This is a genomic window from Dyella nitratireducens, from assembly GCF_014642835.1.
GTDB classification, from domain to species: Bacteria; Pseudomonadota; Gammaproteobacteria; order Xanthomonadales; family Rhodanobacteraceae; genus Dyella_B; species Dyella_B nitratireducens.
Genome location: NZ_BMJA01000001.1, coordinates 936,718 through 954,128, shown reverse-complemented (window position 1 = coordinate 954,128; position 17,411 = coordinate 936,718). Strand labels below are relative to the sequence as shown.

19 protein-coding genes are annotated in these 17,411 nt (G+C 60.7%); 17 read left to right on the top strand and 2 right to left on the bottom strand.

Going from position 1 to position 17,411, the window contains the following annotated elements; translation table 11 throughout:
- Positions 1–134 precede the first annotated feature (134 nt).
- The 8 genes from IEX75_RS04500 to IEX75_RS04465 all read left to right on the top strand — a co-directional run bounded on the left by IEX75_RS04500 (position 135) and on the right by IEX75_RS04465 (position 8,240).
- Positions 135–2,360 carry a beta-glucosidase family protein gene (locus IEX75_RS04500; protein ID WP_188793033.1) on the top strand — a complete coding sequence of 742 codons (2,226 nt, stop codon included), beginning with the start codon at positions 135–137 and terminating at the stop codon, positions 2,358–2,360.
- A 302-nt stretch (positions 2,361–2,662) separates the two neighbouring features.
- The gene (gene ldcA, locus IEX75_RS04495; protein WP_188793032.1) at positions 2,663–3,616 is read left to right on the top strand and encodes a muramoyltetrapeptide carboxypeptidase; all 954 of its coding nucleotides are present in this window, start codon (positions 2,663–2,665) and stop codon (positions 3,614–3,616) included.
- A 90-nt stretch (positions 3,617–3,706) separates the two neighbouring features.
- Positions 3,707–4,168 (top strand): 6,7-dimethyl-8-ribityllumazine synthase, encoded by a 462-nt coding sequence (gene ribH / locus IEX75_RS04490; protein WP_188793031.1) that lies wholly within the window; start codon positions 3,707–3,709, stop codon positions 4,166–4,168.
- Entirely contained in the window at positions 4,168–4,614 is a 447-nt protein-coding gene (gene nusB / locus IEX75_RS04485; protein WP_188793030.1) for a transcription antitermination factor NusB, read from the top strand. The genes ribH and nusB overlap by 1 nt, the downstream gene beginning before the upstream one ends.
- Before the next feature lie 239 nt (positions 4,615–4,853).
- Entirely contained in the window at positions 4,854–5,813 is a 960-nt protein-coding gene (gene thiL, locus IEX75_RS04480; RefSeq protein ID WP_188793029.1) for a thiamine-phosphate kinase, read from the top strand.
- On the top strand, positions 5,810–6,307 hold the full coding sequence (locus tag IEX75_RS04475; protein WP_188793028.1) for a phosphatidylglycerophosphatase A family protein: 498 nt from the start codon (positions 5,810–5,812) through the stop codon (positions 6,305–6,307). The genes thiL and IEX75_RS04475 overlap by 4 nt, the downstream gene beginning before the upstream one ends.
- A gap of 123 nt (positions 6,308–6,430) precedes the next feature.
- On the top strand, positions 6,431–7,207 hold the full coding sequence (locus IEX75_RS04470) for a hypothetical protein (protein WP_188793027.1): 777 nt from the start codon (positions 6,431–6,433) through the stop codon (positions 7,205–7,207).
- A 64-nt stretch (positions 7,208–7,271) separates the two neighbouring features.
- Entirely contained in the window at positions 7,272–8,240 is a 969-nt protein-coding gene (locus tag IEX75_RS04465) for a potassium channel beta subunit family protein (protein WP_188793026.1), read from the top strand.
- Positions 8,241–8,294: 54 nt separating this feature from the next.
- On the opposite strand, the gene IEX75_RS04460 is transcribed toward IEX75_RS04465, so the two are convergent.
- Together IEX75_RS04460 and IEX75_RS04455 are read right to left on the bottom strand one after the other, a co-directional pair.
- Positions 8,295–8,720 carry a hypothetical protein gene (locus IEX75_RS04460; RefSeq protein ID WP_188793025.1) on the bottom strand — a complete coding sequence of 142 codons (426 nt, stop codon included), beginning with the start codon at positions 8,718–8,720 and terminating at the stop codon, positions 8,295–8,297.
- Positions 8,721–8,918: 198 nt separating this feature from the next.
- Complete coding sequence (locus IEX75_RS04455) at positions 8,919–9,116, bottom strand: hypothetical protein (protein ID WP_188793024.1); 198 nt, start codon at positions 9,114–9,116, stop codon at positions 8,919–8,921.
- 11 nt (positions 9,117–9,127) lie between these two features.
- Here IEX75_RS04455 and IEX75_RS04450 point away from each other — a divergent pair, with 11 nt between their 5' ends.
- From IEX75_RS04450 to IEX75_RS04410, 9 genes are all read left to right on the top strand, one after another.
- Positions 9,128–10,624 carry an asparagine synthase-related protein gene (locus tag IEX75_RS04450; protein WP_188793023.1) on the top strand — a complete coding sequence of 499 codons (1,497 nt, stop codon included), beginning with the start codon at positions 9,128–9,130 and terminating at the stop codon, positions 10,622–10,624.
- 126 nt (positions 10,625–10,750) lie between these two features.
- Positions 10,751–10,963, top strand: coding sequence for a hemin uptake protein HemP (gene hemP / locus IEX75_RS04445; RefSeq protein WP_423373132.1), 213 nt, complete (start codon positions 10,751–10,753; stop codon positions 10,961–10,963).
- Positions 10,964–11,032: 69 nt separating this feature from the next.
- Positions 11,033–11,590 carry a hypothetical protein gene (locus IEX75_RS04440; protein ID WP_188793022.1) on the top strand — a complete coding sequence of 186 codons (558 nt, stop codon included), beginning with the start codon at positions 11,033–11,035 and terminating at the stop codon, positions 11,588–11,590.
- A gap of 116 nt (positions 11,591–11,706) precedes the next feature.
- On the top strand, positions 11,707–11,958 hold the full coding sequence (locus IEX75_RS04435) for a toxin HicA (RefSeq protein ID WP_188793021.1): 252 nt from the start codon (positions 11,707–11,709) through the stop codon (positions 11,956–11,958).
- A gap of 59 nt (positions 11,959–12,017) precedes the next feature.
- Complete coding sequence (locus IEX75_RS04430) at positions 12,018–12,338, top strand: type II toxin-antitoxin system HicB family antitoxin (RefSeq protein WP_188793020.1); 321 nt, start codon at positions 12,018–12,020, stop codon at positions 12,336–12,338.
- A 258-nt stretch (positions 12,339–12,596) separates the two neighbouring features.
- Positions 12,597–13,868: an efflux RND transporter periplasmic adaptor subunit gene (locus IEX75_RS04425; protein WP_188793019.1), complete on the top strand. Its 1,272-nt coding sequence runs from the start codon at positions 12,597–12,599 to the stop codon at positions 13,866–13,868.
- Positions 13,869–13,894: 26 nt separating this feature from the next.
- A complete protein-coding gene (locus IEX75_RS04420) occupies positions 13,895–14,617 on the top strand; it encodes an ABC transporter ATP-binding protein (RefSeq protein ID WP_188793018.1) in 723 nt (240 codons plus the stop codon).
- 223 nt (positions 14,618–14,840) lie between these two features.
- Positions 14,841–16,160, top strand: coding sequence for an ABC transporter permease (locus tag IEX75_RS04415; protein WP_188793017.1), 1,320 nt, complete (start codon positions 14,841–14,843; stop codon positions 16,158–16,160).
- 10 nt (positions 16,161–16,170) lie between these two features.
- Positions 16,171–17,406 (top strand): ABC transporter permease, encoded by a 1,236-nt coding sequence (locus IEX75_RS04410; protein WP_308422103.1) that lies wholly within the window; start codon positions 16,171–16,173, stop codon positions 17,404–17,406.
- The last annotated feature ends 5 nt before the right edge of the window (positions 17,407–17,411 follow it).

Below are 17,411 nucleotides of genomic sequence, written 5' to 3'. Positions count from 1 at the left end.
CGGGAATGGCGGCCGTTGAGGGTAAGCGTGGCCTCAAGGATCGTAAGCGTAACTGGCCATATTCATCACTACCACTCGCTTCACTTCGTGGCATCCTTCGCCGGGTTGAAACCAGCCCGAAGGAAGGAATCAGGATGAAGCTCGCCCGCCTGTCGCGTACCGCCGCTTTCGCCCGCACCACCCTGTTCACTGCGCTTTCGCTGGCCTGCCTGACACCGGCACTCGCCGATCAGCCGGCTTCATCCGCGGATCAGCGTGCCGCCAAGCTGGTCAAGCGCATGTCGCTGGAGGACATGCACCACATGGTGCAGAGCTTCAACGACATGATGGTCTTGCAGCAACCGCCGGGCAGCATCGGTGCGGCGGGTTACGTGCCGGCGCTGTCGAAGCTGGGCATTCCTGCCTTGCAGGAGAACGACGCCAGCATCGGCGTGCACAACTATCCGATCGATCAGGGGCCGGGCAAGCAACCGGCGCACGTGCGCGGGGAGGCAGGCAACGCCACGCCACTGCCCTCGACGCTCGGCATCGCTGCCACCTGGAATCCGCAGATGGCGTATGCAGGCGGCCGCATGATCGGTGACGAAGCGCACCGGCAGGGCATCAACGTGCTGTTGGCCGGCGGCATCAATCTCACGCGCGAGCCGCGTGATGGACGCACGTTCGAATACCTTGGCGAAGATCCGCTGCTTGCTGCCCGTATCGATGGCGGCGAAATTCGCGGTATCCAGTCGCAGCACGTGATTTCCACCATCAAGCATTACGCCTTGAACGATCAGGAGACCAACCGCCTGACCGTCAGCTCCAACATCGACGAAGCCGCCATGCGCGAGTCGGATCTGCTTGCGTTCGAGCTGGCCATTGAAGACGGCCATCCCGGTTCGGTGATGTGCGGCTACAACAAGGTCAACGGCGTATGGGATTGCTCCAACAAACATCTGTTGGATGACATCCTCAAAGGCGATTGGAAATACCCAGGCTGGGTGATGACCGACTGGGGCGCCGACCACGGCGTGCAGGATGCGATGGCCGGCACCGACCAGGTCTCCGGCATCGATCATGGCACCGGCTTCAGCTTGGGACAGATGTCCAGCAGCTTCGGCACGCCGCTGCTGCAGGCGATCCAGAAGGGCGATATTCCGAAAAGCCGGCTGGAAGACATGACGCATCGCATCCTGCGTTCCATGTATGCCGTAGGCCTGTTTGAACATCCGCCGGTGAAGAAGCCCTTGGATGTCGAAGCCGATGCACTGGTCGCGCAGCACGCCGCGGAAGAAGGGATCGTGCTGCTGAAGAACGATCACGACCAGTTGCCCTTGCACAAGGACATCAAGACCGTGGCGATCATCGGTGGCCATGCCGATGCCGGCGTGCTGTCGGGCGGTGGCTCGGCTGAAGTGTGGCCGATCGGTGGCCCGGCCATTCCGGCGGTAAAGGGGCCGGATTGGCAGTGGAAGGTGTATGACCCGTCGTCGCCGATGAAGTCGCTGCAGAAACTGCTGCCGGACGCGAAGATCGTCTACGACGACGGCAGCGATCCTGCGAAAGCGGCAGCTTTGGCGAAATCGTCCGACGTGGTTGTTGTGTTTGCCACGCAATGGACGTGCGAAGGCGTCGATCAACCGAATCTAGCGTTGCCGGACAAGCAGGATGCCTTGATCGGTGCAGTTGCCGCCGCTAACACGCACAGCGTGGTGGTGCTGGAAAACGGCGGCCCGGTGAAGATGCCATGGTTGTCGAAGGTTGGTGCGGTGGTGGAAGCCTGGTATCCCGGCGCACGCGGCGGCGAAGCGATTGCCGGCGTGCTCACCGGCAAGGTGAATCCGTCAGGCCATCTACCCGTCACCTTCCCGCAGGACGAACAACAACTGCCGCGCCCGCAGATCACCAACGCGCAGGAAGTCGACTACAACATTGACGGCGCTGCCGTCGGCTACAAGTGGTTCGACAAGAAAAACCTGCAGCCGCTGTTCCCGTTTGGTTTCGGTCTTTCCTACAGCCGCTTCGACTACAGCGATCTGCATGTCAGCACGCAAGGCGACCACGTCACGGTCAGCTTCAAGGTGAGCAACGTCGGCCAGCATGAAGGCAAAGATACGCCGCAGGTTTATGTGAGCTTGCCGGGCGACATCGGTGAAGCGCCGCACCGGCTGGCAGGGTTCGAGAAGGTGTTGCTGCAGCCGGGGCAGAGCCGCACGGTTTCCGTCACCATCGATCCGCGCTTGCTGGCGACGTTCGACGTGCCGGGGCATCAATGGAAGATTGCGGCGGGGAGTTATCCGATCCAGGTGGGGCATTCGTCGCGGGATTTTGTGTTGAATGGTGCGGCGACGGTTGCTGCTGGGACGATGGCGCCTTGAAGTAGGTTGGCGGTGAGCGTGGTAAATCCCGCAACAATACCTGTTATTACCTCACCGTCATTCCGGCGAACGCCGGAATCCAGTCTAAATACGCGTCCAAAGGACACGATTACTATTTATGTTGTGTGCTTCGCACAACGCATTTGCACTGGATTCCGGCGTTCGCCGGAATGACGGTGAGGCAAGATCGAGCATCATCGCCACGCCACGATTCATCCGCGTCACGCCGCAACAGATCTGAGGCCGGTCTGTTGGAATGGTATAGATTGCCCTTCCTCATCCACGAAACGTCAAAGCCAGCCATGCAGGCACCAACCTCCTGCCACATCCGCCTCATTGCGCCATCCGGCTACCCCCACGACCGCGAAGCCATGACACGCGGCATCAAGCGCCTAAGTGATGCCAACTGCCTGGTGGACGGCGCGGAGGTGATCGATCGCACGGAACTGCGTTACGCCGGCAGCGATGTGCAACGCACGGCTGATATCAACCACCTGGCCACGCTGGATACCTTGCCGGATATCGCCGTGTCGATTCGTGGCGGCTACGGTGCCACGCGTCTGCTGGAGCATCTGCATTACGACGCCTTGCGCGAGCGCCTGGCCGGCCAACCGATCGCCTTGGTCGGTCACAGCGATTTCACGGCGTTGCAGATGGCGTTGTATGCCAGGAGTGGCCTCGTCACCTTCGGCGGGCCGATGCTGGGCCCGGATTTTGGTGCGCAGCGGCTCAGCCCGCTGACCTGGCGGCATTTCTGGCGAACGCTCAGTTCACCGCACGGCAACGCCAGCTGGGATTGCGGGGAGGCGGCGGAGTTGGCGGTGGAGGGACCGCTATGGGGTGGCAACCTCGCCATGCTGTGCAGCCTGCTGCAGACGCCTTACTTCCCGCGTATCGAGGGCGGCATCCTGTTCGTGGAAGACATTGGCGAGCCGCCGTTCCGGATCGAGCGGCTGCTCTATCAGCTCCATTTGTCCGGTGTGCTGAAGCAGCAGCGGGCGCTGATCCTGGGCGATTTCACCCAATGCCGCCCGGCCCCTTATGACAACGGCTACGACCTGGCCGACGGCTTCAACCAGATTCGCCGTATCGCGGGTATTCCGGTGTTATCGAGCATGCCGTTCGGCCACGAGGCGGACAAATTCACCCTGCCATTCGGCGTGCCTGCGCGGCTGCGCGTGGTGGGGCGGCGGGCCAGCCTGGATTTCCATGGCTACCCGTATCTACGCCGCAGCCACGAACCTTCCATGGCCTGACGGGCACTCAGCAAGCAAGCCCGCGAGCAAACCCGTAAAATAGCGGGCTCGCCGAGGGCCGAGCCGCCCGTTCAAAGGAATCCACGCAGCATGAAGATCATCGAAGGCGATTTCGCCACGCCCAAGGGCCGTTTTGCCATTGTCGCCGGCCGCTTCAACGGCTTTGTCGTCGAACCGCTGGTCGCCGGTGCACGCGACGCCCTGGTGCGTCACGGCGTAAGCGATGACGCCATCGACGTGATCCGCGTACCGGGCGCATGGGAAATCGGCCTGGCCGCGCACAAGCTGGCGCACTCGGGCAACTACGCCGCGGTGATCGCGCTGGGTGCGGTGATCCGCGGCTCCACGCCGCATTTCGATTTCGTCGCCGGCGAATGTGCCAAGGCGTTGACCCAGGCCGCACTGGGTTCGGGCGTGCCGGTGTCCTTCGGCGTGCTCACGACCGACACCATCGAACAGGCCATCGAGCGCTCCGGGACCAAGGCCGGCAACAAGGGTGCCGATGCTGCCATCGCTGCGCTTGAGATGGTCAATCTGTACGGAAAGCTGTAATGCACCCGCGTCCCGAAGGCATCGATCTGGCGGCGCGCTCGCGCGCCCGTCGCCGCGCCTTGCAGGCGCTGTATGCCTGGCAGATGAGCGGCAGCTCGATGAAGTCGGTGATCGACCAGTTTCGCCATGAGCAGGACATGGAAGTGGCGGACCTGGAGTACTTCGAGGATCTGCTGCGTGGCGTGGAGCAGCACGTTGCCGAACTGGATGACGCGCTGAAGCCGTACATCGACCGCGATGTCGAGCAGATCGATCCGGTGGAGCGCGCCGCACTGCGCCTGGCTGGGTATGAGTTGAAGTATCGGCCGGACGTGCCGTATCGCGTGATCATCAACGAGGCGATCGAGGTGACCAAGCGCTTCGGGGCGGATCATGGGCACAGCTATGTGAACGGTGTGCTGGACAAGCTGGCGGCGCAGCTTAGGGGTACGGAGAAGCAGGGCTGACCAGCATTCGGGCGAGAGCTCTGGGCTTGGCGTGATGGTATGTCTTGCCCAGTCGTCATTCCGGCGAAAGCCGGAATCCAGTTCAAATACGTTGTGCGAAGCACTCAATATCAAATGATATTGTGTCCTTCGGACGGTTTATTTCGACTGGATTCCGGCTTTCGCCGGAATGACGAGAGGCAAGATCAAGCAATTAAGCAAGCGTGGATGCCTGCGTTCGAAGAGGCCATAGCAAACCCATGGAATTCTCCCTCATCGACCGCATCCGCGACCTCACCGCGCAACATCGCGACGATGTGCGCCTGGGCATCGGCGATGACGCCGCACTGCTCACCGTACCGCCTGGCCAGGAGCTGGCCGTTGCCATCGACACCATGGTCGAAGGCGTGCATTTCCCCGTTGGCACGCCCGCTGCCGATATCGGCTGGAAGGCGCTCGCCGTCAATCTGTCCGACCTTGCGGCCATGGGTGCAACACCGGCCTGGGCGCTGCTGGCATTGACCTTGCCGAATGCAGACGAGGCTTTTGTCGACGGTTTTGCCAAAGGCTTCGCGCAACTTGCACAAACGTATCGCCTTGCGCTGATCGGTGGCGACACCACCCGCGGCACGTTGACGATCAGCGTGGCAGTGCATGGTTTCGTACCACCCGGCAAAGCGCTCACGCGTGCAGGCGCACAAGTGGGCGATGCGGTGCTGGTTACTGGCGCGTTGGGTGACGCTGCCGGTGGGCTGCAATGCGTGCAGCAGAAGAATCATCGCGACGATACACAAACTCACCATCTGATCGAACGCCTCAACCGCCCTACACCGCGTGTTGCAGCAGGTCTCGCCCTGCGCGGACGCGCTAGCGCATGCATCGACGTTTCCGATGGCCTGCTTGCCGATCTCGGTCATATCTGCACAGCCAGCCATGTCGGTGCCGAGATCGATGCGGCCTTGCTGCCACGTTCATCGGCCTTGCTTGATCTGTTCGACGAAGCCACCTCGCGTGACTTCGCCCTGAGTGGCGGCGACGATTACGAATTGTGCTTCACCGTGCCGGTGCAGCAGGTTGCCGTGGTGCAAGCGGATCTGGCGAAGCTCGGCTGCGGTGCCACGCGTATCGGCTGTATCGTGGAAGGCGAGGGCGTCACGGTGCGTGATTGTGAAGGACATCGTCTATCGGGCCGCCAAGGCTGGGATCACTTCAGCGCATGAACGAACGCAAAGTCCTTACATCCGGGCAACGCCGTGTATTGCTTTCGACGCCAGCCGGCTGGCTGGCCTGCGGCTTCGGTTCCGGACTCGCGCCGGTCGCGCAGGGTACGTTCGGTTCGCTCGCTGCGATCCTGCCCTGGCTGCTGTTGCGTCAGCTGTCGTGGCCGCTCAATGCGCTGATCATCGTGATCGGTTTTGCCATCGGCGTATGGGCCTGCGATGTTGCCGGCCGCGCCTTGGGCGTCGACGATCACCGCAGCCTGGTGTGGGACGAATTCATCGGCCAATGGATCGCCTTGCTGCCTGCGCTGCTGGCGCCGTGGTGGGCGGTCATACTCGGCTTCGTGCTGTTCCGCCTGTTCGATGTGTGGAAGCCATGGCCGATCCGTTACCTGGACAAACACCTGAAAGGTGGGCTCGGCGTGATGGTGGATGACGTCGTCGCCGGCGTTTTCGCCGCCATCGTACTGAAGCTGGTGCTTGTCTACGCGTAATGCGCCCGGCATCGGCAGGATGCGGCGGTGTATCCAGGCGCAACAGCTTGCGGCTAACGGAATATGCGATGACCTTGTTATCGTAGGCGCTTCTTCAAGCACTTAAGGTGAGCAGCCATGGGCATGGCATGGACGAAAAGGCTGACGGCCTCGGCGATCGTTTCACTGCTCGTGGCCGCGGGTGCCGCGCACGCACAAGACGCGGTGCCGCCGCCGCCGCAGGCCCCTGCGGCGGATGCGTCGGCGTATCTCACGCAGCACTTCAGCTTCGACGCGCTTACCCCCGATGTGCAAGCCGCGATCACGCAAGCGAAGCTCGCGCCCGTGCCATTCACGAAAATCACCCTGCATACCAGTGATACGGTCACGTCACCCGATCACCAGCAACCTTCCAAATTCAGCACGGCGATGACGTTGGAAAACGCCGGCCACGGCCTGGTGCGTCGCATAGAAGCCGTGCAGGACGACAAGGGCAATACCGTCGCGACACAGCTTGAGCTTACTTATCGCGGCTATTTGCCGTTCTTGACGCAAGGCATTCCCCCGCAGGCCAACACCATTCCGCCCGTACAGGCGGCGCGCAAGCTGCTGCGCTTCGATACCGGCAGCAGCGGTCATTTCGCCTTCGTCTACCTCTATGGCATGACGGGCGGCCAAACCTTCCAGGACCCAGGCCAGTTCCTGTGTGACAGTGGTAAAAGCTACAGCGCTTCGCGGCTCAACCCATCCATCGACGGACAGGCGATTGAATTGAACTGCCGGGTCATCGACACCAACGGCATCGAGACCGACAAGGTAACGCTGGCGTATCTCGATAAATATGCCGTGGCTGTCACACTGCGTTCGCATAATCAGCAGCGGACCGTTGACAGCATCATCACTGATTTCCAGATTCACTGATTGAAGTCGGGGCCGTCATTTCCGCTTTCGCAGGAGCGGCGGCCAAGAAAATAAGGAGCCCCCCATGCAATACCGTCGTCTTGGCCGCACCGGTTTGCAGCTATCCGCGCTGTCCTTCGGTGCATGGGTGACGTTCGGCCGCCAGGTCGGCCGATCCGATGCGCGCGACTTGCTGGCGATGGCCTGGGATCACGGCGTCAACTTTTTCGACAACGCCGAAACCTACAACCACGGCGACGCCGAGCGCCTGATGGGCGACGTGTTGGCGGATCTTCGCTTTCCGCGCGACAGCTATTGCGTTTCGAGCAAGGTGTATTTCGGTGCGGCAGAAAAGCCACGGCCTACGCAGCGCGGCTTGTCGCGCAAGCATGTGATCGAGGCTTGCCATCAGGCGCTGGAACGTTTGCGCGTGGGGCATCTTGATCTTTATTTCTGCCATCGCCCCGATCCGGAAACGCCGATTGAGGAAACCGTCGCGGCGATGGATACGCTGATCCGCCAAGGCAAGGTGTTGTACTGGGGCACCAGCGAATGGCCCGCTGCAGCGATTCACGAAGCACACCGCATCGCGCAAGCCATGCACATGTATGCGCCGGTGGTGGAACAGCCGCAGTACAACCTGCTGCACCGCGAACGTGTGGAGCACGAATACGCGCCGCTGTATGCCAGCTATGGCATGGGCACCACGACCTGGTCGCCGCTGGCATCAGGCTTGTTGAGCGGCAAATACAACCAGGGTGTTCCGGACGGCTCACGCCTCACGCAGCCGGGTTACGAGTGGTTGCGCGATCTGGTGCTGGGCGAGGGTGAAGAGCGCGTGGAGAAGGTAAAGCATCTGCCTGCGATTGCCGCAGAAGTCGGTGCCACGCCGGCGCAACTTGCGATCGCGTGGTGTCTGGCCAATCCGAACGTGTCGACGGTGTTGCTGGGCGCAAGCAAGAAGGAACAGCTGGAGCAAAACCTGGGTGCGCTGGAACTGTTGCCGCGGTTTGACCTGGCTTTGAAAGAAAGGATCGAGCAGGTGCTGGCTTGATGATCTGCTTGGAGCAGAACGAGAGCGGCTGCTGCCGCTCTCGCTTTTAAAACTTCAATCGACCTTGTGCAACACCCCGTTGAGTCCGATCCCGACTGTTTGGCTGACAACATAAGCCGTGTCGCCGGAAGGGTTAATGTGACCCACCAATGTTGCCGGTATGCCTGCGATAACCGCTGAGCCGGTGAGACTGCAGTCGCTATTGATGGTGAAGGTGACCGATTCAGTCGTTCCCGAACTCACGGCACCACCGACAGTGGTGTAGTTGATGTTGGCAGTGGCCGTGCCGGTACCGTTGGACTTGACCTGCGCTTCGATATAAATGGGGATGGCCGTGGCGCCCAATAACCCAGCAAGAGTTCCTGACGTGCTAATGCCGGCATAAGTGCCTGTGAGCGTGGCATTGGAGCACGTCGTCTGAGCCATCGCATGGCCCGCAAACAACAATGCGCACAAACCTGCTAATGCTAGACGTTTCATGCTGCTCTCCTCGTTGGCCGCACTATGCGGCGGCGGGATGCTAAGCCTCGAACGCTTGGCAAGATGCGCGCGCGATCACGAAAAAAACCGTGACAGATTAAAAAAAACCGGGCCAGATTGCGTGTGCTAAACGTGATCGTTCGTTGCTTGCCGCGTTCCTTATTGAGCACGCACCATGCGAACGCAACCTTTTTTCCGTCAGCAGGCACCGACCTTCGGATTACCTGATGGTGTCGCGTCTTGCTTGGCAGCACTCACTGCTCGCTCATCGACGACGGCAGGGCAGGGAACGGTATGCGTATTGCTTAGCTGGAATACAACGCCGATCAGGCCGGTCTTGAGTTTTGTAGCGCGCGGTACGTCAGCGTGCCAGCGACTGTGTGCCGCTGAATCCATCAGGTGCTCCCATGAATATGTCGCCGCGCGAATGGCCGTACGTAGCATCGTCCCTCTTCAAGCAAACGCACATACGCGCCAGTCCTTACGCCGGGGACGTGGATTTTTCTGTCCTGGATACCGCCGATGCGGCGGCGAGCGCATCGATCGACATGGTTTCGCTTGCCGACTTGCTGCGAAATTCCTTCGTCTACCCGCCGCACACGATCTATCGTGACGTAAAAATCATGACGACCGGCTTCGCCACGCAGCAGGACAGGGAAGACGAGTTGCGCTTTCATTTCGTCTATCAGTCTGTGCTGGCTGCCGCGCGGCCTCTCTCCCACACCGTAAGCGACGAAACCCTGCTGCGGACTTATCACCAGTTGCTCTCACAGGCCGTGCAACGAAGCACGGCCAGCCTCAAGGCTCCCTGGTTTTTGCAGAGCGGCGGCAAGGATTCCACCTCCGTGGCGATTGCCGTCGCTGACGTGCGTCCGGACACGACCTGTCTCACCTATCTGGGTGGACGGGAGGAGAACGAAGTCGCGTCGGCGCGTTTTGTCGCACGCCAGCTTGGCCTGCGGCATGAAGCCTTGGTATGTGATCCGGGGCGCGCGTACGACCGTTACCTTGCCATGGTGCCGCGCATGCCTCTGCTGACCGCGGATTTTGCTCTGTTGTCGTATGCCGACCTGGCAACCGAAATCGGCCGGCAGCAAGGCGATGGCATCATCGATGGCATGGGCGTGGATCTGTTCTTCGGCGTGCCCATGCATCTGCGAGACCATCTGATCATAGGGCTGGCAAGGCAGGCGCCCATACCCGGCGCATGGCTCACATATCCCTTCATTCGCCAGAACTTCAAACTTTGCTTTGCGCTTGCCAGCCTGCAAATGAACCGGTTCGAGCGTCATATCCCGGGTTCGCGTTTCAGCGACCACGAAGTGAACGGGTTGTTTGGCTGGAACGCATCCACGCACTCGCGCAAGCGCATGGACGTTTTCCAGGACGATGTGCGCGCCGCGCGGTCGGCGGAGGGCGTGCGGCGTATCGTCCTTGTCATGCTGGAAGCGGGCGGGTTCGCCAAAAGCATGTATTCCGCGAAGGCGATGGGTTTGCGCATGGCTTATCCGTATTGCGACAAGCCGCTGTGCGAGTGGATCTTCAACGAGGTTCCGGATGACCGCCTTATCGGCCCGGGTGGTCTGAACAAGGTACTGCAGCGTCGCTATATCGCGCAGCGCTTTCAGCGTCTGCCCTATGTGCAGAACAAAGGTTCATTCCGTTTCAACGTGCCAGGCCTGGCACGGCAACGCTTCGAACAAGTGCATGCTTTTGCCCTGCAAGCACGGGCGGTGTTGCCGGGTGCAGCGACATGGCTGGAGGAGCATCGCCATTGTCTGGGCAACAAATTCTTCGCGTCCAAGTTCTACCTGCTTGCGGTGACGCTTCCATGGCTGCTCAGCCGTATGCGCCATGCGGTGAGCGCCGGCGGTGACGATGCCATGTCGCCGGTGATTTCCTAGGCGAAGGGCGCCTGCCTGGGGGAAACCGTTCCGTCGGCCGGGATCCGCTCATGGCGACGAATACCGGCTTGACTCACAAATGAGAATCATTATCATTCAATCGTTACCCGACGATGGAGTCCAGTCATGTCCACTACCGGCACGCTACTCACCCTTTCCCGTTTGCCGCAGCCACCGATGCTGGCCAGCACGGCCGAACCCGGCACCCCGGCGACACCGCTTCGCCGCATTTCCAGCCAGCGCCTGCTGGCGGGCGAGCGCGAGCTCGTCATCCAGCACATGGGCAGCGAATACCATTTGCGCCTCACGCGTAACGGCAAGCTGATCCTTACCAAGTAATTCCTCAGAACATCGTCCAACCCGTTCCGCCAGCACGTATGCCAGCCGGGTCTCACGCAGGAGATCGCCATGTTCGGCTGGCTCGCCGCTCATTCCCCTTCGCTTTGCCGCCGCGCGCCGCACACCGTGGTGTCGCGGCGTGCCCGGCGTATCACGCCGCGTGCATTGATCGAAGCGTTGCCAGGACTCGGCAGCGTGCTTTATCTGCATGCGGCATCGAACCTGGCCACACTGGACGACTTGCCGCAAGGACTGTTGGCGCAGTGCGCTTTCCTGCCCTTGCTGAGTGCGCACTGGCTGATTGCCGTCAGCGTGGTCACTGACGACGGCCCGCGCGAATGGTGCGAGTGTGTCGATGTGTGCGGCCGTACACGAGCGCGGTGGCACTTGCTGCCGGATACGGACTATCTCGCCTGGGATGCCTTGACCGCAGCCTGCGCCGCCGTTTCTCCGCCTTCCGATACGCAACCCTGGCGGCCCGGCTGTGCCAGCGTGGTGAGCTTTCACCTGCGCGAAGTTGCCGGCTTGATGCTGCTGGAACAGGACGCTTCACCCGTGTTGTCGCAACTCGGTGGTCGCATCGCCAACCGTATTGCACACGCCGAATCTGCCGTGCTTATTCCCTAAGTGCTTTCCATCTCCCAACTGCCCGCAGCGGATGTGGGCGGGCAATGCTCTCGTAGGTCTGTCGCGGTTACTGCAGAGCGATTGCCAAGCGGTTCCATTATTGGCACCATCTGTCCATGGAGAAGCTCGACGCCCTCATGGAAGACATGAAGCGCCAACCGGCCAATGTCCAGTTCAGCGACCTTCAAAAGCTGTGTACGCATTTCTTTGGCAAACCTCGCCAGCATGGAACCAGCCACGCGGTCTACAAGACGCCATGGACCGGTGATCCGCGGATCAACATCCAGAATGCACGCGGAAAAGCCAAGGCGTATCAGGTCAAGCAGGTACTGCTTGCCATTGAGAAGCTCAAGGAGCTCAGGAAGTGACTAAGGAAAGGAGCGAGTACGGCTACGTGGCGAAAAGCAAAATCTCAGGAGAAGTAACCGTGAATGATCATTACACCTACCGTGTCACCTGGTCGCCGGACGACGGCGAGCACGTGGGATTGTGTGCTGAATTTCCCAGCCTCTCCTGGCTTGCAGGAACGCCTGAGGCGGCATTGAAAGGCATTCGCAAAGTAGTTGCCGAAGCCGTTGAGGATATGCGGGCATCGGGCGAAGAAATTCCTGAGCCGATTGCCGATAAGCGCTATAGCGGTGAGTTCCGAGTGCGCATTCCCAGCGAGCTGCATCGCCACCTCGCCATTCAAGCCGCCGAACAAGGCATCAGCCTCAACCGGCTCGCCAGCTACAAGCTTGCCGGATGATGAGTGCCGTCAAGCGCGTAAGTAGAGACCGGGCCAGGATCCAACTGCCCGCAGCAAGCGTGCAGGTCGGGGTGTAAAACCCAACCTCCGCCTCGAGCGTCTGTCCACTGTCCGGCGAGTGTCCGCGGACAGCAGGGTCCGATGCTTTTGCCTGGGTAAGCCATTGAAATTAATTCGGTAATTTACCGTCCGCGCGCTGGCACGCGGATTGCTCATCCTGGTGTGGGGCCGCACTGTCCGCGGCCAAGGACCACATCCATGATTCGTGACACTTCCGCCCAGGACAAACTGATCGAGGTCAAGTCCAATCCCAAGAAGAAGCTCTTGTGGATCGGCGGTGCGGTGGCCGTCGTGATCGCATTGGCGTTCTTCCTGCCCGGCGTCACGCGTCTTTTTTCCGCCGACTCCTCGGTCAGCGCATCCAGGCTGGCATTCGCCACCGTGGAACGTGGCCCCTTCGTGCGCGACATCGCGGCCGAAGGCCAGGTGGTGGCGGCGGTGAGCCCGACGATGTATGCCACCTACGGCGGCGCCGTCACACTGAAAGTGCATGCTGGCGACACGGTGAAGAAAGGGCAGATACTGGCGGTGATCGACAGCCCGGAGCTGATCAACAAGCTCGCCCAGGAAGAGTCCAACGCCGATGCGATGGAAGTGGATTATCAACGCGCGCAGATCGACGCGCGCCAGAAGCAGTCCCAAATGCAGAAGGCGTACGACAACGCCAAGATCGACGAAGAAACCGCTGCGCGTGATTATCAGCGTTACGACAACGCCTACAAGCTCGGCGGCGTGCCGCAGATGGAAGTGGACAGGGCCAACGACGCGCTGGAGAAAGCCAAGATCACACTGGCGCATGCGCAGGGCGACCTGAATCTGGGTAACGACACCGGCGTCTTCGACATCAAGGCCAAGAAGCTTGCGCACGACCGTCAGGTGCTGATGGTCCAGGATCTGCAGCGTCAAGTCGACAACCTCAATGTGCGCTCGCCGGTGGATGGCCAGGTGGGCCAGTTGTTCATCGCCGAACGCGCAACCGTAGCCAAGGATGCACAACTGCTCAGCGTGATCGATCTCTCTGCGCTGGAAGTGGAAGTGAAGGTGCCGGAAAGTTTTGCACGCGACCTCGCTGTCGGCATGGGTGGCGAAATCAGCGGCAACGGCAATACCTGGAAAGGCCTGGTCAGTGCGATCTCGCCGGAAGTGGTGAATGGCGAAGTGGCAGCACGCGTACGCTTCGAAGGCGGCACGCCCAAGCAGCTGCGCCAGAACCAGCGCCTGTCCGTGCGCATCCTGCTCGACCACCGCGACAACGTACTCACTGTGCAACGCGGTTCCTTCGTGGACGAATCCGGCGGCAGCTATGCGTACGTCGTGCGCGATGGCATCGCCACCAAGACGCCGATCCGTGCAGGCGAAAGCAGCATCGACAAGGTGGAGATCCTCGATGGGCTCAAAGAAGGCGACAACATCGTGATCTCCGGTACCGACAACTTCAAAGGCGCGCAGCGCGTCGTGATAAGCCGTTAATGGCCAAACCCAGAAGGAATGACACCATGCTGAAAATGACGCACCTCTCCAAGGTCTACCGCACCGAAGTGGTGGAAACCTACGCGCTTCGCGATTTCAATATCGACGTGAAGGAAGGCGAATTCGTCGCCGTGACCGGTCCGTCCGGTTCGGGCAAAACCACCTTCCTCACCATCGCCGGTTTGCTCGAAACCTTCACCGGCGGCACGTATCACTTGGACAACCTCGACGTCAGCAACCTCGACGACAACGCGCGCTCGAAGATCCGCAACGAAAAGATCGGCTTCATCTTCCAGGCCTTCAACCTGATTCCCGACCTCAATGTGTTCGACAACGTGGAAGTACCGCTGCGCTACCGCGGCATGAAGGCACCGGAGCGCAAGGAACGCATCATGGGTGCGCTGGAACGCGTTGGCCTGGCTTCGCGCGCCAAGCACTATCCGGCCGAACTGTCCGGCGGTCAGCAACAGCGCGTGGCGATTGCGCGTGCACTCGCCGGCAGCCCGCGCTTGCTGCTCGCCGACGAACCGACCGGTAATTTGGATACGCAGATGGCGCGCGGCGTGATGGAGCTGCTGGAAGAAATCCACCGCGATGGCGCCACCATCGTGATGGTGACGCACGATCCGGAATTGGCGGCGCGTGCGCAGCGCAACGTGCACATCATCGATGGTCAGGTGGTGGATTTGGCGGAGGATCCGCGCTTCCACACCGCGTATGCCGCGGCGGCGGGACAAGTACGGGGCTGATAACTCCCTCCCCTGCGTGCAGGGGAGGGTTCAGTGTCGACCGTTTTCGACGCAGCGGCACTGGCCATGATGAACGTTATCCAGCAGGCCGTCATTCCCGCGAAAGCGGGAATCCATATTCAAGGATGCATCAGAGCAAGATGGATTCCCGCTTTCGCGGGAATGACGGCCATGGAGATACGTGGAATTACGACACGTTAAACAGGCTTCGCCAGAGATACGCATGTTCGCCTACTACCTCCAACTCGGTCTGCGCAGCCTCAAGCGCAATCCTGTGCTCACCGCGTTGATGGTGATGGCCATCGCTTTTGGCGTGGCCGCTTCCATGATCACCTGGTCGGTATTCCGCGTGGTATCGGGTAACCCCATTCCGTGGAAATCCAGCCAGCTCTACAACGTGCAGGTCGATGACCGCGGCCCGCAATACGACGATCCACCCAACGAGCCGCCGGAAGCGCTCAACTACACCGATGCCGTCGCACTGATGCAGGCCCACAAGGCGCCGCATCAAACCTTGCTGTACGACATCGGGCCTTCCGTGCTACCACAGAACCCCAACGATCTCCCGATCACGGCCTATGGCTACGCCACCAGCGCCGATTTCTTCACGATGTTCGACGTGCCATTCCAATACGGTTCGCCATGGACGAATGCCGATGACGACGCGCATGCGTCCGTCGCCGTGATCAGCAACGAGCTGAACAAGAGACTGTTCGGCGGCGCCAACAGTGTCGGCCGCGATGTCACGCTGGCTATGCATACCTATCGCATCGTGGGCGTGACGAACCACTGGGATCCGAAGCCGCGCTATTACGACGCCTACGACGGCATGGAGTTTTATCCCGATCCGCCCCAGGTGTTCATCGTTTTCAATCGGGCCATCGACCTGCGCGTCGGCATGACGGGACGCAATAATTGCGGTGGTCCTCCGATGCATTTCTCAAGCGATGAAGAATGGCTGCATCGCGAATGTGCCTGGATTCCGTTCTGGGCGGCATTGCCGACCCAGGCCGATGCGCAGCAATACAAAACGTTTCTTGTGGCTTACGCCGCCGAACAGCAGCGAGCTGGACGCTTCCACTGGGCGCCTAACGTACGTCTGCGCAATGTGACCGAATGGATGGCATACAAGAAAGTAGTGCCATCGGAAAGCCGCATTTCATTGTTCGTGTCGATCGGGTTCTTCATCATTTGCCTGGTCAATACCATTGGCCTGCTGCTTGCCAAATTCATGCGCCGCTCGTCGGAAATCGGCGTGCGCCGTGCGCTCGGTGCAACCCGCCGCGAAGTGTATGCACAGTTCTTGATGGAGGCCGCTGCCGTCGGGCTGGCGGGTGGCGTGCTGGGCCTGTTGCTGACCGTGGCGGGCATGCAGGGCGTCGGCTTGTTGTTCGAGCCGGACGTGGCGAGGCTGGCGCACATTGACGTATCGCTGTTGGTCACGACGCTCGTCGTGGCGGTATTGACCACGGTTGTCGCCGCGTTCTATCCGACCTGGCGCGCGGCGCAAGTGCAGCCGGCGTGGCAGCTGAAGTCCAACTGAGGCGATGACGATGCAGATCAAGCCCATACTCGCCGCGATGCGCCGCCACAAGGCAGGCACCATTCTGATCGGATTTCAAATCGCCTTGACGCTGGCGATTGTGTGCAATGCGCTGTTCATCATCCATGGACGCATGGCTCGCGTCAGCCGTCCGTCGGGTGTGAATGAAACCAATCTTTTCGTGATATCCAATGTATGGGCGGGCAACCTGTCCGACCATGAGACGGCGGTGCAAATTCAAGCCGACCTGGATGCCCTGCTTCAGCTTGGCAGCGTGGAGGATGCGACGGCGCTCAACAGCTTTCCGCTTCACGGCAGCGGCTGGGACAACATCATCCGCATGAAGCCGGATCAGATCCATATGACCACGGACTCGTCGATCTATCTGTCGGATGATCACACGCTCAATACCCTGGGCGTGAAGTTGATCGCGGGGCGCAACTTTACGGCCAACGAAGTTCAGGCGCTCTCGATCCAAACCATGGCTTCATGGCCCGTGATTATCGTCAGCAAAGATCTGGCGACCTTGCTTTTCCCCAAGGGCGATGCACTCGGCAAGCAGATCTACGCCACCAACAACAATACGCCGTCCACAATCATCGGCATCAGCGACACCTTGCAGTCGCACATGATGGACAGCGACGACAATGCCTTTGCCTACAACGCCGTGCTCGTGCCCATGCGGGAGGTCGGCAGCGGCTATATCCATTACCTGATCCGCGCTCGTCCTGGGCAGCTCGCCGCGGCGATGCGCGAGGCCCCGAAAGCACTGATTGCGCAGAACCGCATGCGCATCTTCTACGCCAACGATGGGGAAGTGACCTTTGCAAAGGTACGCGCGAAAGCCTACGAGCGCGACTACGGCATGGCCGTTCTCCTGGTGATCGTCAGCGCGGTACTGCTTGCGATTACCGCGGCAGGCATCGTCGGCCTCACCAGTTTCTGGGTCGGCCAGCGGCGTCGGCAGATCGGCGTTCGGCGTGCATTGGGGGCAACGCAGGGCGACATTCTCAGCTATTTCATGACCGAGAACCTGCTGATTGCGGTGGGCGGCATCGTCGTCGGCACGTTGTTGGCCATCGGCATCAATCTGTGGATGGTGACGCATTACGGCGTGGCGTATTTGTCGGGCAGCTACTTGCTTGTCGCGGCGATCGCGTTGCTGTTGCTTGGGCAAGGTGCCGTGTTTGCCCCGGCGTTGCGCGCCTCTCGCGTGTCGCCGATTGAAGCGACGAGAACGGCATGAACACA